Origin of the sequence: Gilliamella sp. B2828 (assembly GCF_026537125.1) — a bacterium.
GTDB lineage: Bacteria > Pseudomonadota > Gammaproteobacteria > Enterobacterales > Orbaceae > Gilliamella.
Genome location: NZ_JAFNMU010000005.1, coordinates 56507 through 70802, shown reverse-complemented (window position 1 = coordinate 70802; position 14296 = coordinate 56507). Strand labels below are relative to the sequence as shown.

At 36.8% G+C, this 14296-nt stretch carries 13 protein-coding genes, 1 tRNA gene and 3 pseudogenes; 2 read left to right on the top strand and 15 right to left on the bottom strand.

Annotated elements, in window-relative coordinates:
- Positions 1–11: 11 nt before the first annotated feature.
- Together J3U19_RS05940 and recQ are read right to left on the bottom strand one after the other, a co-directional pair.
- Entirely contained in the window at positions 12–1244 is a 1233-nt protein-coding gene (locus J3U19_RS05940) for a hypothetical protein (protein ID WP_416380224.1), read from the bottom strand.
- A gap of 107 nt (positions 1245–1351) precedes the next feature.
- Entirely contained in the window at positions 1352–3190 is a 1839-nt protein-coding gene (recQ, locus tag J3U19_RS05935) for a DNA helicase RecQ (RefSeq protein WP_267345714.1), read from the bottom strand.
- A gap of 290 nt (positions 3191–3480) precedes the next feature.
- Here recQ and J3U19_RS05930 point away from each other — a divergent pair.
- Positions 3481–3557 (top strand) — tRNA-Val (locus J3U19_RS05930).
- 460 nt (positions 3558–4017) lie between these two features.
- Positions 4018–4806, top strand: a complete 789-nt coding sequence (locus tag J3U19_RS05925; protein ID WP_267345713.1) for a CatB-related O-acetyltransferase — start codon at positions 4018–4020, stop codon at positions 4804–4806.
- 4 nt (positions 4807–4810) lie between these two features.
- On the opposite strand, the gene J3U19_RS05920 is transcribed toward J3U19_RS05925, so the two are convergent.
- The 13 genes and pseudogenes from J3U19_RS05920 to J3U19_RS05860 form a co-directional block, all read right to left on the bottom strand.
- Positions 4811–5419: a hypothetical protein gene (locus tag J3U19_RS05920; RefSeq protein ID WP_267345711.1), complete on the bottom strand. Its 609-nt coding sequence runs from the start codon at positions 5417–5419 to the stop codon at positions 4811–4813.
- A 4-nt stretch (positions 5420–5423) separates the two neighbouring features.
- A complete protein-coding gene (locus J3U19_RS05915; protein WP_267345710.1) occupies positions 5424–6152 on the bottom strand; it encodes a prophage tail fiber N-terminal domain-containing protein in 729 nt (242 codons plus the stop codon).
- 45 nt (positions 6153–6197) lie between these two features.
- A pseudogene (locus J3U19_RS05910) lies at positions 6198–8435 on the bottom strand (phage tail tip protein); the annotation flags it as partial.
- A 985-nt stretch (positions 8436–9420) separates the two neighbouring features.
- Positions 9421–9987, bottom strand: coding sequence for a hypothetical protein (locus tag J3U19_RS05905; RefSeq protein ID WP_267345797.1), 567 nt, complete (start codon positions 9985–9987; stop codon positions 9421–9423).
- Positions 9984–10695: pseudogene (locus J3U19_RS05900) on the bottom strand (C40 family peptidase). Before J3U19_RS05900 ends, J3U19_RS05905 begins: the two are co-directional and overlap by 4 nt.
- Before the next feature lie 45 nt (positions 10696–10740).
- Positions 10741–11430 (bottom strand): annotated as a pseudogene (locus J3U19_RS05895) (phage minor tail protein L).
- 11 nt (positions 11431–11441) lie between these two features.
- Positions 11442–11732 (bottom strand): phage tail protein, encoded by a 291-nt coding sequence (locus J3U19_RS05890; RefSeq protein ID WP_416380230.1) that lies wholly within the window; start codon positions 11730–11732, stop codon positions 11442–11444.
- A 98-nt stretch (positions 11733–11830) separates the two neighbouring features.
- Entirely contained in the window at positions 11831–12379 is a 549-nt protein-coding gene (locus J3U19_RS05885) for a hypothetical protein (RefSeq protein ID WP_267340742.1), read from the bottom strand.
- 131 nt (positions 12380–12510) lie between these two features.
- Positions 12511–12882, bottom strand: a complete 372-nt coding sequence (locus tag J3U19_RS05880; RefSeq protein WP_267345704.1) for a hypothetical protein — start codon at positions 12880–12882, stop codon at positions 12511–12513.
- Positions 12879–13247 carry an HK97 gp10 family phage protein gene (locus tag J3U19_RS05875; RefSeq protein WP_267345702.1) on the bottom strand — a complete coding sequence of 123 codons (369 nt, stop codon included), beginning with the start codon at positions 13245–13247 and terminating at the stop codon, positions 12879–12881. Before J3U19_RS05875 ends, J3U19_RS05880 begins: the two co-directional genes overlap by 4 nt.
- A gap of 1 nt (position 13248) precedes the next feature.
- On the bottom strand, positions 13249–13593 hold the full coding sequence (locus tag J3U19_RS05870) for a hypothetical protein (RefSeq protein WP_267345700.1): 345 nt from the start codon (positions 13591–13593) through the stop codon (positions 13249–13251).
- Positions 13586–13963 carry a DUF7370 family protein gene (locus J3U19_RS05865; protein ID WP_267345698.1) on the bottom strand — a complete coding sequence of 126 codons (378 nt, stop codon included), beginning with the start codon at positions 13961–13963 and terminating at the stop codon, positions 13586–13588. The genes J3U19_RS05870 and J3U19_RS05865 overlap by 8 nt, the downstream gene beginning before the upstream one ends.
- A gap of 4 nt (positions 13964–13967) precedes the next feature.
- Positions 13968–14294, bottom strand: coding sequence for a hypothetical protein (locus tag J3U19_RS05860; RefSeq protein WP_267340736.1), 327 nt, complete (start codon positions 14292–14294; stop codon positions 13968–13970).
- Positions 14295–14296 lie beyond the last annotated feature (2 nt).

The following is a 14296-nucleotide window of genomic DNA, read 5'->3' as shown; positions in this document are numbered from 1 at the left end:
TTCTATTATATTCAATTTATTATCGTTGCAGGTCCTACTATCATATTCACCATAATACCTGCTAATACGACTGAAACGATGGTTACGGATATAAATCCTCCAATCAACATTGGTGGTAACATATGACTGGTTAGCACTTCTTTTTCTTTTGGATCTCTAGTTAAATTATTAATAACTTCATTAGTAATGATGTAATCAGCAGGAAAACCATACAATGCTGTAAGTGCAATTGAAAAAGCTAATTCTTTACTCACTTTTAATATCTTACCCACAACAACCGAACAAATGAACATCCCGACAACTGCAGATAAAATGAAGATAATTAAGGGAGTTAGCAAACGTACAAGCATTTCAGGTGTGGCTCGGCTTAAAGTATCGAAAATAAACAACATCAACCCCATCACAGTAATTCCAAACCCACCTGCTTTTTTTAATGGATGGCGTTCTAAAAAACCAAAAGTTGCAGCAATCACACCAAATAACAAACATAATACAAAAGGGCTGACACTCATAATTGGTTTAAAAACTTCAGAAACTAAGTAAGCCAATAAACCGATGACCGCAATACGTAAAAAAATAAAATACGATGAATTGTAGCTAGCAGGAATTTTTGCAAATAAACTTGGCATTGGATTTTCATCCGACGATATCGCTTGTTGTTTATCAATGGATGATTTTGAATCATTACTTATCTGCCAAGTGCCTGCATGATATTGTTTTAAAATTTTTCGTCCTTCTCGCTTAAGCATAATGGAAGTAAGGGGATAACCGATAAATCCTTGCATCACATAAATAATAATGGCAAAGACGGCCAAATCTGGCAATCCAGCTTGGGTTGCACCATTTGCCATAATAATTGCTGAAACAATACCACCCACTAAAGGAGGAATAGCAACAACTACTGTATTAAAATCAAAAAATAGATAACCAATTATAATAGACACAATGATAATGCCAAAAATTCCAGCAAGAGTAATTAAGATGGTTTTCCATTGTAATAATAATTCCCTAACCGATAAAAGAGTACCCATGTTGACAATGAGTAAATACATAAACATAACAGCAACCACTGTTGGTATACCTGCTCGTGCTACAATATCGGCGGGAAAGAATGTCCAGTACCCTAATAAAAAAAGTACTGCACAAATAAATACAGAAGGAACCCATGCTTTGGTGCGGATTGAAACGATATCTCCAAGATAAAGAATAGCCAGTAACAGTACTAATGCCAACATTTGTGGCATGTCATTCATAGGTGACATAAAAACTCCATTTTTACTATTTTTTGATTTACTTTTTAGAAATACTATATTTTTTCGTTAATCGTTATTATAGTCAAGAATTCATCAAGTTATATATTTTTTATTATAAATTCTTTAATTTCCTCTAAAAATAAATTTCCATATTTTTCCAATTTGATTTTTCCCACTCCAGTAACATTAATCAGTTCTTTTTTACTTTCTGGCGTTGTTTGTACCATTTCTAATAATGTTGCATCACTAAAAATAATATAAGGTGGAACATCTTCAGTATCAGCAATATCTTTACGTAATCTTTTAAGATTATTAAATAAAATACGTTCTTCAAAAGATAACATTGCCGTCATATTTATTGATCGAGCATAACGATTTAAGCGGCTTTTTTTAACAATTTCAAGACGAGGTTTGGCTAAGGATAATGGAATTTCACCCCTAAGTAACTTTCTTGCTTCTTGAGTCAGTTGTAAAGTTGGTAAAGTTGAAGAAGTTAAAATATTTTGAACCAAATAACCTAAGTGAATTAATTGTCGAATCACACTTAACCAATAATTACTCGATTGACTTTTACCAATACCATAAACAGACAGCTTATCATGACCATTTTCTTTAATTTGAGATCGAGCAGAACCTCGTAAGACATTAACAATGTATTGTGCACCATAACGTTGTTCTACTCGGTAAATACAAGATAAAACTTTTTGTGCATCAATTAAACCATCATACTGTTCTGGAGGATAAAGACAAATATCACAATTATTGCAAGGCTCATTTCTTATTTCGCCAAAATAGTTTAGTAAAACCATTCGTCTACAAGTTAAACTTTGTGCAAAAGATTCCATAGCATCGATTTTATGTTGTTCAATTTCTTTATGTACCCCATCCGTTTTTTCAGAGATTTGTTGATAATACCAATTCAAATCATTTTTTTTATACAATAAAATAGCTTCTGCTGGTACTCCATCTCGCCCCGCTCTGCCCGTTTCTTGATAATAGGCTTCGATAGTTCTAGGACAATCAGCATGAACAACAAATCTAACATTAGGTTTATTAATACCCATTCCAAATGCTACAGTAGCAACAATGATTTGCACATTATCTTTCAAAAAAGCTTCCTGAGCATTTTGACGCTCACTATAAGAAAGACCAGCATGGTAAGCAATAACAGAAAATCCCCGAGTTGCAAGTCGAGTCGTCATATCTTCGACTTTAGAACGGCTCGAACAATAAATTATACCGCTATTCCCTTTTTGAGTTTCAATAAAACAAACTACCTGTTCTGTTAAGTTAAATTTTTCAACAACTGTATATCGAATATTAGGTCGATCAAAACTACGAACAACAACCAAAGGATCGACTAACTGTAATTGATGAATAATATCCGCTTGTGTCATCTTATCGGCTGTTGCGGTTAACGCTACAATTGGAACGTTAGGAAACCGAGTGGACAATTGTCCAAGTTGTCGATAATCAGGCCTGAAATCATGCCCCCATTGTGATATACAGTGGGCTTCATCAATAGCAATAAGTGATGGAGGATGACTTTGAATCATTGAAATAAATGAACCTACAGCAAGTCTCTCAGGCGATATGTATAATAACTTTATCGAGTGTTTTAAATATTTATCTATTACCTCTTGCTGTTCTGCCAAGGACTGCGTAGCATTGAGAAGAGCAGCTGGAATACCGTTAGCAAGCAGTTGATCAACCTGATCTTTCATTAATGAGATTAATGGGGAAATGATTAATGCAGTACTAGGTAGTAATACTGCCGGAATTTGATAACATAGCGATTTTCCCCCACCAGTTGGTATAATTGTTAATGTATCTCGACCATCGATAATTGATTCAATAATTTCTTTCTGCTGATTTCTAAATGATTTATATCCAAACACATTGTGTAGAACATCTTCAATCTGATCTTTTATCGACATATTAACCAAAACAAATAACTCATTAAACAATTCGGGGGAGTATAGCTAAAATAATTTCAACAAACCACCTCATACTCATATTTATTTGCTATATCGGAAGGCATAATTTTTTCATGAATGATAATAATGTAAAATAATCTCACTTTCATCCTCTTTAACTCAACAATTAAACACCAATTATTGGATACTTTATAATCTTTACGCTTCGACAGATTAAAAAAACAGCTATTTTTAAATTTTTTACTTGATACAAATCGAATTGCCCGTTAATATTTGCGTGTTTCCGATATACGCCCGTAGCTCAGTTGGTTAGAGCATCACCTTGACATGGTGGGGGTCAGTGGTTCGAGTCCACCCGGGCGTACCATCCTAAAGCCTTATGCGAAAAGGCTTCAAAAGAATTAATCTTCATCACAATTTTAATAAAGGGGTAAAACTGGGGTAAAACTCGTACCATTTTTAGCAAATTTTTGCGATCCACTTTCCAACTTTTCACTTCAATTCACACTCCAAAAAAATATTAGTTTATGATGAATAAAACTAACTAACCTTTCATAACTAGATCACAATAAACTACACAAAAACGATTTACATACTAACCGACCTAGATAACGATTCAATTTACAATTGCAAAAATGATTCGTACCTGATTTTTCCGTCACTTGATGTCAATAAAGAATGGTGGTGTTTTTATCGAAACAATGGATTAAATAAAGTTGGTATTTTTAAATCGTATCAATCTGCCGTTGAACATTGTAAGTTAAAGATTGATTTATAGATTTAGATCATAATATAATGCAATTTTTTAAAAGGAATTTTTAACTATTATGGGCTTTAGGACTTGGTTTTATCAAAAAACTGGAATTAAATTAAAAAGAAATTTAAATAAAATATCGGCAAAATTAGATGGTGGTATACACGTTAATGAAGAAGTCCATAATAAAATTATCTTAGATAGCACACCTAAAAATAAAGAAAGTAACGAGCAACCTAGTGATAAAAATAACGAAGAAAACTCGGAAATCACAGAAGTAACAGCAGCTACAGAAAATAACCAATTGAATCTTGATAGTTATGTTAATTTTGGTGCTATTGTGCATGAATCATCAGTTATTGGTCAATACACATATCTCAATAGTAATGCGCTTGTTAATAGTCATGTAACTATTGGTAAATTTTGTTCAATAGCTTGTGATGTGATAATTGCTCCAGATCCTCACCCTCTAAACTGGCTATCAACACATCCCTTCCAATGCGATCCTCAATGGGCTAATTCGATTGGTGTAACTGGGGAACATTTCATTGCATCCAACAACTATACAATAATAAAAAATGATGTTTGGATTGGCGCTAAAGCTGTAATTAAGCGTGGAATAACAATAGGGAATGGAGCAATCATAGGATCATGTGCCATGGTAACAAAAGATGTTCCTGATTATGCTATTGTTGCCGGCAATCCTGCTAAAATAATTAGATACCGATTTAGCCAAGATATAATAGAAAAACTTAGTAAATTGGAATGGTGGAACCTCCCAGTTGAAGCATTGAGGGAGGTTAAATTTAATGATATAGATACCGCCATAGTTCAACTATCTGAATTAAATAATAGCGGTTAATTATTTAACCGTTATTATCATTAGTGACAATCGGATTTAACACAGACGGGATTAATTCATCCTGTTCAGTTCTTTCTGGCATGTCAAGACGCAAATCAATCCAACGCCCATCAGGAATATCAATAGGCTCCCCTGCCACAATCTTACACAATTTAGTGCTAAATTTTCTAGTATAGGTTTTGACCATAATTACATTATCGTTAACTGAATATTCGGCAAATATTTTTTTATTACCGTTTGCATCTTCAGGTAGTGTGATGTACCAACCATTCTTTGCAAATCCTAAACTACCATGAATCTCATAATGCCCCACATCAATGCGTATAGCTTTGACACCATGAGCCATACTATTAACTAAACCACACCCTGACTGAGTAAAACCATCAACAGCATCAATATCATCATTGGCAAACAACTGCACTATTGGCGATGCTTTTTTTAAGGTTCCGTTACTATCAACCGTTGAGTTAGCTGTTGTAATGACTTCATACAATGGCTGTGCCCCTTTGGCTGTTTTACAGCGGTAATAAATATTTGGTTTTTCACCATTAACTACCGCTATTTGCTCTACGCGATATGCAGAACTGTTACTAGGATATACAATCAGCGTCAATGTGTTATTCCCCCGATAATTCTGGAAATGATGTACTACGCCCCTGATAAAATCCTCCTACCAAATGGTCGTTAAAATTAGTAGCAACTGCACCCATTAATGCCCCAAGACCAAAATCCCCCATTTTTAGAACGGTCTTATTATTGATGGTAACATTGTCAGTATTTTCAAAATCCCACTGGTTTTGTTTGCATTTGAATTGCAGCAATGTATGTTTTTGCCCTGTTTCGACATCATGATACTGAAACAAAAATCCATCATCATTAGCACTAATTACAACGGACGCTTTATTATCAATAGGGAATTTTATCCCTGACGTATCGGCAATAAGTTGCCCGTACATTGCATCTCCCGATTTATTAATAAATTTGGATAGATCAATTGTATCAGCGTATTTTTTAGTTTGATCTCGCAATTCGATAACCTGTTGTAAGATTTCTGGCGTTATAATCTCTGCATTAGTCGGATTGATCAGTAAATCATTTAATGAACCATCTGGAGTATCGGCTAATATCTGAATTGTGCCCAAAGTATTTTTATTATATCCCTCTATTACCAACCATGTATCATATTCACATGGTTGTAAATTTAGGTGATATTGTCCGTTTGTTATATTGGTCTGAATATATGTATTTTCTATAACATTAGAGGTAGTGCGCATTGCTCGCAGCAACAGCAAACCATTAATCGGCTCGCCTAGCCCATTTTGTAAAACTCCTGAAATAATTGTCATTTTCTCTCCAATTTTAGATATAAAAAACCACCATTAAGGTGGTTATTATTTTTTTACTGTCATGATTGTTATAAAATCGGGTATACCATCAACGCGACTCTTACTCGGCAATTCCGTGGTAACGAAAAACGTCACATTAGACGGTACAGTAACTGAAAGGGTTGTGCTTACTGTAAGATTTTCTGTTGATGTCATAAGATTTCTTTCAATAAATTCCGAATTTGCATTATTTTTAATGATAATTCTCAGCCATCCATATCTCCAATAAAATTGTTCCCCTTTGTCACCACCCGAACCTTTTCTCCCAATCGCATTTAATGTTAGTGGCAAAATAACCATATCTCGATCGAATGGCTCTGGATTAATCGTGATTGATCTACCTTTATGACAGATGTGCATTTTTACAAGGTCTCCTACAATTTGCATCGCAGTAAGTTTTCCTTGTATTTTGCAGTTTTCGTTGATAACTACGTTATCTAACTGCCCATAATTTGCGTAGATACTTCCTGAAATATTAGCTTTTCTTGCGGTTAATGTGCCATCAGGTTGCAACTCAAATGCCGGAGGTGTGCCGGCACTAATAACACTGCCAGCTACTACGCTCCCGCCCCGAATTAACGGTGCTGTCATTTCAGTACCCGCAATGATCCTGTCGCCCCGAATAGTTCCTGTTGCAATTAAATGTCCATCCAAAAACATTGCCGGCATAATCCAGTGTGCGCCATCGTATATCATAGCCTCTGTATGATAAACTTTTCCATTTGAATCTAGTGAATAGAACATCAACGTCGTATCACGGGCAGGATAAAACCCAAATTGTTGATAAAACATTAATGTAGCAGTATCATTGTCAGGAAATTTACCGTCGTCGGTTTGGATTCTGAATAACCCCCCTGCGCCATTTTCAGCAATTAATGTCTTGGTGCTGGATATGTACATTTCAGAACGACCTACAACGTTAACTGCGCAGACACCGTACCAATATTTTGTATCTGGAGTACAATCAACGTCAGTAAGTGACATCGCGCGTCCCATATAATGGGTTTTAGCCTCGACTTCCGCCTCTGTTGTGCCTTTGTAAAACTCAAATTGAGTACCTAAACTGGACACGGCAGTCATTACGGGGCGAATTGCAATATTAAATGCACTAGGTGTCAGGACTAATCCCGACGGTGCTGCAGGTGGTAATATTGAAAATGCTACCGTACTTTCATCACCTAATCGCCCATTTTCACCAACACCACGAACAATGGCACTAAATTTACCCTGCTGCAACTCGGATATATAATACTCATTTTCAGCAACAACCTCACGACTAACCAATTTTTCATCACGATAAATTTTTACCTCAAATTTCAGATTCTGAATTGTGCGAGGTGTTGACCACAATAAACGAGCCTGATATAAATCAGACTCTGGCGTAACTTCTACCTGTAATTGTTCAACAGGAGGGATTGCCCAGTTGAATATTGTATTGCTTTCTTTTTCAAACACCGTGCCTTTGTCAACAATTGCTTCTTTATTAGGATCATGCTGTAAAGCTGTAATTGAATATGTACCATCATCATTTTCAGTAATAGTAATAGCTTTGAATAATCGTGGTTTTATTTTTCCGTCGTATAAACTCCAAACAGAATACTGGTCAACATCAACCAATTCTGTTAACACGATTTGATTAGGTTTAGTTTGTGCTTGTATTTTAATTTTGCGTAAATCACTGTTGATATCCGTAACACTGAAATATGCATCATTGATTTTTTTAATATCAATATCTCTATCTAATGTAATAGTGACGCCATCTACCGACTTGACTCTCCCGCCAATTGTCGTACCAGTATAGTCATTGTCAGCAATGCCAATAATGTCACCTGGCAAATGTCGAATACCCTCACGACCAACAGAAAATGTTACGGTTTGAGATTCTAATTTCTCAGTCTGGATTAACCATTTACCAACCCGATGAGCCTGACCTCTGGATGTGCAGCCAAACGCGTCAACCTGCGCCACATTTAACCCGAATCGCTTAATTAGGTCATCATCTGCAACGTATTCTATTGCTGTTTCCCAATTGTTATCAGGATCAATGTAGCGCACATGTACGGCCGTATGCCTTTCCTTTAATGCTGCTGAAGTATATGTAAATTGTCCGTTAACAACATTCGCGTTGGAATATATCGCAACAACATCATTTGGTCTGTCAATTACCGCTGAGTATTGTGTACCGTTCCATATAGGCATGCCGCGAAATGCTGAACATAATTCATTAATAACATTTAAAGCATGTCGTTGCTCTGTAATATAACAATTACAGGTGAAACGCGGCTCTTTACCACCAAAGCCATCATCGACTAACTGATCACAATATTGCGCAATAGAGTACAAAGTAAATTTATCTACTCCAAATGAACTTAATCGATCACCCATACCGTAACGCTTATTTGTCAACAATTCATAAAGTATCCATGCGGGGTTATCTGTCCAAGCAAGCTTAAAATCTCCCGACCAAAAACCTTTATACTCTCGTGTTTCTGGATCGTAATTATCTGGCACCCTGATAATTAGACCGTCAAGGAGATAATTGCGCCTCGGTGTACCACTAAACTGCTCAGAATTAAATTTTAAACCGATTAACGCAGTATTAGGGTATGAAAATTTAGCATCGTAGATTTCAGTGTATGAACTCCATAGCGTATCATTTACCAGTGTTTGAGATTTACTATCAGGTGTATTTCGTATAACACGAATATTAAACGGTGTTGAGGGTAATTCATCCAAAATGACGGATGTTAAATATTGAGAGTTTGTTTTTTTATTAATTAAGTTAACATTTTTAATCGTTTTCCATGCATCACCCTTACCAATTTGCACCGACATTGATACGTCTGTTCTGTTCGTATTCCCTTTATTATCGATGGATTTTAGCGCCGACACGCCAACGGTAACCCTAACCCGATCAATATTCGGATCTGTGATTGTCCTTGTAATTGGGGCGGTGGTTTTGATCTGGAGATTAACTGGAATTTCGTTTTCGGTATAAGAAAAACCTTTCAAAGGTGATTGTGTTCCGTTTACCCAATCAATTTCAACACCCTTAAAATTAAAATTACCTTCAGGCGTTTGAACTGGTGTATCGTTTAAAAAAACACCCTTTAGCCCACCTACTATGCCTCGAATCTGTCCCTCGCCCAACATATCAATAATGCGCAGCTCCTGATTTGATTGAAGATTGTCCGGAGCTTCATACGGGGATTTGCTTTTCCCCGAACTTTTACCCATTTGAACGCTCCTTTATTGGGCGAAGTATAGGCTTATCGCCAATGTTTTCTTTTACCTCATCCTTAGTTTCCAGTCCTCGCGAAATGGTCTTTGAACCAGTTTTTACTCTACCAAATATCACTGGCACCGCTGTTCCCTGAGCCATCGTATTATCAAGGTTTGAGAAATACGTATTTTTATTGCTGTCACTTGAAGTTTTCTCTGTTTTCGGAAGTCGTGTTAACATTTGTGAAAAACCGCCGATCCCTAAACCTGCTCCGGCGGCAACCATCGCGAAACCCACTCCCGTTGAAATTCCTACTACTATACCTGCAACAACTAACGCTGTACCTGCAATAAATCCAAATAAACCTCCGGTTTTTGCTCCAACTACATGTGGGACTATATGAATAACGGCTTTTTTAGGTAAACGACTATGTAACCCAATCTGTAAAGTGTCATGCGTCAAATTAACGCCATTGATACGAACATGAAACCAACCCTCCATAATTCGTTTCCTTAACCCATTAATTTGAGAGTAAAGTCCATTCAATCCCTCTGCTGCTGTGTCAACATTCATATGGAATCTATTGCCATATTGTTTAAGATCGCCGTAAAGGCATATTTTTGCCATTTTTTGTGTCTCCATACTGAGTGTGTATAACTGAACCAAAAACCGTCATATAAATCCCGTTTGGACATTCGGTTAGGACAATGATGTAAAATTTGTTGATCGCCAATGTAGAGAGCTGCATGATTGGGAATTTCTGAGCCAAGGCAAACGAGAATAACATCTCCCGCCTGAAGCCTTTCTAACTCAACGCGCTCAAAATTATTTTTAGGTAGTAAATCTAAATAGAGATTTTGACCTGTATGCCACCAATCATCCTTACGTTCATAATTAGGTAAATCAATGCCAGTCAGCATGTAGGCATCTCTAATTATTGATGGTTTTACCATGTTGAAACTCGCGACCTAATAACGGTTTTATGTACCTAAACTTATGAATTTGGTTATCACATACCAGCCACCAATCAACAGCCGTACGGATTTGGGAAATTTGGTCCGCTTCACTGAGAATCGGAACTCCGTTAAGGTGAGAATGTACAACCGCTGTGATCTCGCCTTTTTCTTCAGCTCTTATCCAGTCGTCCGGTGATATTTCGAATGTTTCTGTTGGTGTGGCTGAGATGTTATTGCATGGCATGTAGGTTTTATTACCAATAACAAGACCACAGCACTCTGCCTCACCGCAAGAATTTGCGTGATTAAGTATTTCTGTTTTCATTGTTTATCTAATTTTGGAGTGGTTTGTAAAACTGGAAAGAGGGGATTAGGATAATTTGGCTGCTGTTGGAAATCCCCCAAAGGGAAGAATACCGTTTTGGCCAAACCTTAGTTTGCACCCAGCCACACATCTACTGCATTTGTCCCGTGTGATATCATCCGTTGGTTGATCAAACTCATCAGCAACTGCGCCCCCTGTATATCCGCATTCAGTACTGCGATAAATCCAACCGCATGTATTGGCAATAATGATGCGTTTAGGCAACATGGCGCCGTCAGATTCACAAGGCAGCGCTAGTTCAAATACAACTACCCGTGATGTTTGTTGTTTGACTTGCTCCAATATATAATTAGAGACAATTTCACAATGCGGGTCCGCATGTTTATTACCATTTGCAAAATTGATAGCATCTAAATATTAAACTAATACCTCATGTCTTGTTACCACGGCACCAATCATGCCTTCATAACTCTCAATTAGACCATTTAAAATGCCATAAGCATTACTGGCTGTAAGCGTTGGGCGGTTACTTGTTCCTTGTCCGCTACGTTCAAAACCTTGCGCTTTAATTGGGTATGGCTCGTACTCTTTGCCCTGCCATATAATAGCCCGTCTTAGTTCATTTAATCCGTTATGAACTCGCAAAACTGCTTTATGTCCAACGATTTCACTTAAGTCGATATCGAATAATTCGATAATTGCGCCAGCTTCAAGTTTTGTAATATCGCATAGCATATTTTTTGGGATCATGCGACCACCTCTTCAAACGTTGCAGAAATTGTTTTAACCGTACCATTAGGGGTTGGCGTCCAAGTTCTACAAACCACCTTGATGGTTTTGTGAGTATTAGGCTCTGTCCACAAAAACGATTTAACTGCATTATGCCTTGTTAAAAAATCTTCGATTAAATCGATATCTTCAGTTAAACCAACAAACAAAACACTATATGACCGCAAGTCATTGTTAATACCATCCGGAAAACGTTGCGCATAGCTGTCACCGAACCGAATATCTCTTACTTTAGGTGCTACCGACACAGTAGAGCCGTTTTGAGGTCTCCAATGGAATGTCTCCATAATTTTCTCCAAGTATAAAAAAACCACCCGAAGGTGGTTTGATTAAATTGCGTTGATAGTCAATAATTAAATTCCATATTCATTAGCATTTTTATTTTATCCATTAATGAATATTCAGGCGTATATTTTTTTAAGGTTGACTCAGCAAACATATAATCCAAACTGTCTTTACTAAAAACGTGCCCATCTATATCTATACCTCCTACATCAACAATGATTGGCTTGTAGGTATTAGCAATAAAATATTCACAAGAAGAATATCCTACTAAATCAACCCCCATTTTATTTTTGGAGGAAAATTTAACTATAGCTGTTATATCATAAAAATTCTGAGGATCATTGTAATCATCTTTCAAAGCTCTTATCGCTTCACTTCCTGAAAAATATTGTTCAATCCTGTCGTTGCTCCAATAATTTCTACTGGATAAAGACGAATCTAAAATTTTATAAGAAGACGGCGATACCATTCTTTGTTTTGTTGCAAATGAGCAACGCTGTTTCAGGTCATACAAAAAAACATCATTATCACTAATAGTGGCAGCCACATAAATTAAAAATGCTGATATTAATATCAAAATAAATAAAATAAAAATAACTAACTTTTTCATACTATCTCCTTAATTTTTCGTTAATAGTATGTTATTTATTGGCTGTTTTGTTCTGAACATTCTGCCATTTTTTAACTCCTATAAAATAAAAAATCCCGCTCAAGGCGGGATATAAATTGTTTTCTAAATTACTAACCAAATCTGCATGAAACCATTAATCGATAAACAAGCCTGTCCTCTTCAGTTGCCACCGGTGAGGGGATTGCTCCTACTATCTGAATAAGCCCTGTGCTATTGGTGTAAGGATTGTTTTTGATGTAATCAGCTATTATCGATGTGTCATTATCTATTGTTTCAATGTCATTTACTGCGCCGATTAAATCTATTAACGTGTAATACTCATTACCTAAATCGGTTTTAAGTATTGAACCGCCATTGGGTCGAAATACAATGAACTTGCTGCTTTTATTTTTCGTATCACGCCATTTTAGATACTGAACCTCAAAGCCACCTAATAATCCGGCATTTTTGAGATATTCAGCTACTCGCTTGTACATTTTCACAATTTCATCTCCCTGCGGACAGCTTGGTCGATAGTTGCCTTTTCATCCTCAAACCCTTTATACAAGAATTCTTTTTTAACAGTTGATCGCTTAAATTTCATTGAGCGATTCGGATCATGAACATATGCTGCATAATTAGCCGAATAACCAACGCGACCCGTTAAGCGATTACCATTTATGAACATTTCACGATATTGGCTATTGAGTAGTGTTGAGGTATCAATCGGCGTATATAATGCAGCACGGGTACCACCGATCAATAAGGCAGACTGTATGGCTCTTACTGATTTTCTAGCTTGAACATCACCAACTATGGTATTTAATCGATTTATACAATCTCTAACACCACTAACCTTAATGCCCATATCAAACTCCTGTTATCAATGTATAATCATCCGCTAGTCGCTCGAATGTGTCTGCATATCGAGCAATGTGCTTAATTTCATCTGCGCCAGCTCTGATTGGATCAAGTTCCGTGAATTTACCAATCAAGATAAAATCACCCTCATTGGCTAAAGCGTATTCAGTCCAGAATGTGTTTTTAATAACAAACCCTGTTCCGATATCGCCTAACCTAGTTGCAGAATCAAGACCATAATCGCAATAAATTAGCTCTGGAGGATGAAAGACCTTAGCGCCATACTCATTTACGCCAGAAGCGCGCCAAATCGTAGCTATAGCTGTATATGCCCAATTAGCTGCGCTACTCATTACAACCTCTAACAACTGCAAAGAAGCCCACGCGTCCACTATCTAACGGTAAATCCGACAGGCAATTATTTTTATCCCATGCCCGAATCTGAGTTAGTAAATAGTCCGTGCCATTGTTATCGTATGTAAATGAACGACTAGCGCCACTTGGCGAACCCTGCGATGATATTTTCCTTGCACCAGACAATGAAGCCAATCTAGCAACAGCATATAACGACAATAGCTTTGCCGTGACATTACCGTATTGAGATAAGCAAGCATCATGTTTGCCAACTTGTTCAATTAATAGTTCTAATACTGAATCAGGAATAGAAAAGCCCAACTCAGAGATAAAGGCTTTTGCTTCTGATTTATCTATAAGTTGAGCCATTTATTTACTCCTTTGTTAGACTGGCTTCGTATTCAGCCTTAAGACGCTCAGCAAACTCTTGCACTGTCTCTTCTTTGCGTTGACCCTCTAATTTATACTGCGTTGCAAATTCGGCGAGGTTTTTTCCTGTTTTATTAGCTAAATTGAACTCTTTTCCATCGACAATCACAATAAGTGGTTCAACTTTTTCCTTTGTGGTCTCAACAATAGATTCAACTAGTTCTGCTTTAATAAATCGTTCTGCGATGTCTTTTGACAGGTCAATAACCCGCCCCTTTTCAACTTTCTTATAGTCAACCATAATATTGGCTGTTAGTACTTTAACTTTCATTA

What these genes read in the sequence shown, in the direction of transcription:
- J3U19_RS05940 (WP_416380224.1), bottom strand. Translation starts at nt 1,244, where the DNA reads ATGCCACAAATGTTGGCATTAGTACTGTTACTGGCTATTCTTTATCTT.
- recQ (WP_267345714.1), bottom strand. Translation starts at nt 3,190, where the DNA reads ATGTCGATAAAAGATCAGATTGAAGATGTTCTACACAATGTGTTTGGA.
- J3U19_RS05925 (WP_267345713.1), top strand. Translation starts at nt 4,018, where the DNA reads ATGGGCTTTAGGACTTGGTTTTATCAAAAAACTGGAATTAAATTAAAA.
- J3U19_RS05915 (WP_267345710.1), bottom strand. Translation starts at nt 6,152, where the DNA reads ATGACAATTATTTCAGGAGTTTTACAAAATGGGCTAGGCGAGCCGATT.
- J3U19_RS05905 (WP_267345797.1), bottom strand. Translation starts at nt 9,987, where the DNA reads ATGAATGTTGACACAGCAGCAGAGGGATTGAATGGACTTTACTCTCAA.
- J3U19_RS05885 (WP_267340742.1), bottom strand. Translation starts at nt 12,379, where the DNA reads ATGAAAAAGTTAGTTATTTTTATTTTATTTATTTTGATATTAATATCA.
- J3U19_RS05875 (WP_267345702.1), bottom strand. Translation starts at nt 13,247, where the DNA reads ATGGGCATTAAGGTTAGTGGTGTTAGAGATTGTATAAATCGATTAAAT.
- J3U19_RS05870 (WP_267345700.1), bottom strand. Translation starts at nt 13,593, where the DNA reads ATGAGTAGCGCAGCTAATTGGGCATATACAGCTATAGCTACGATTTGG.
- J3U19_RS05865 (WP_267345698.1), bottom strand. Translation starts at nt 13,963, where the DNA reads ATGGCTCAACTTATAGATAAATCAGAAGCAAAAGCCTTTATCTCTGAG.
- J3U19_RS05860 (WP_267340736.1), bottom strand. Translation starts at nt 14,294, where the DNA reads ATGAAAGTTAAAGTACTAACAGCCAATATTATGGTTGACTATAAGAAA.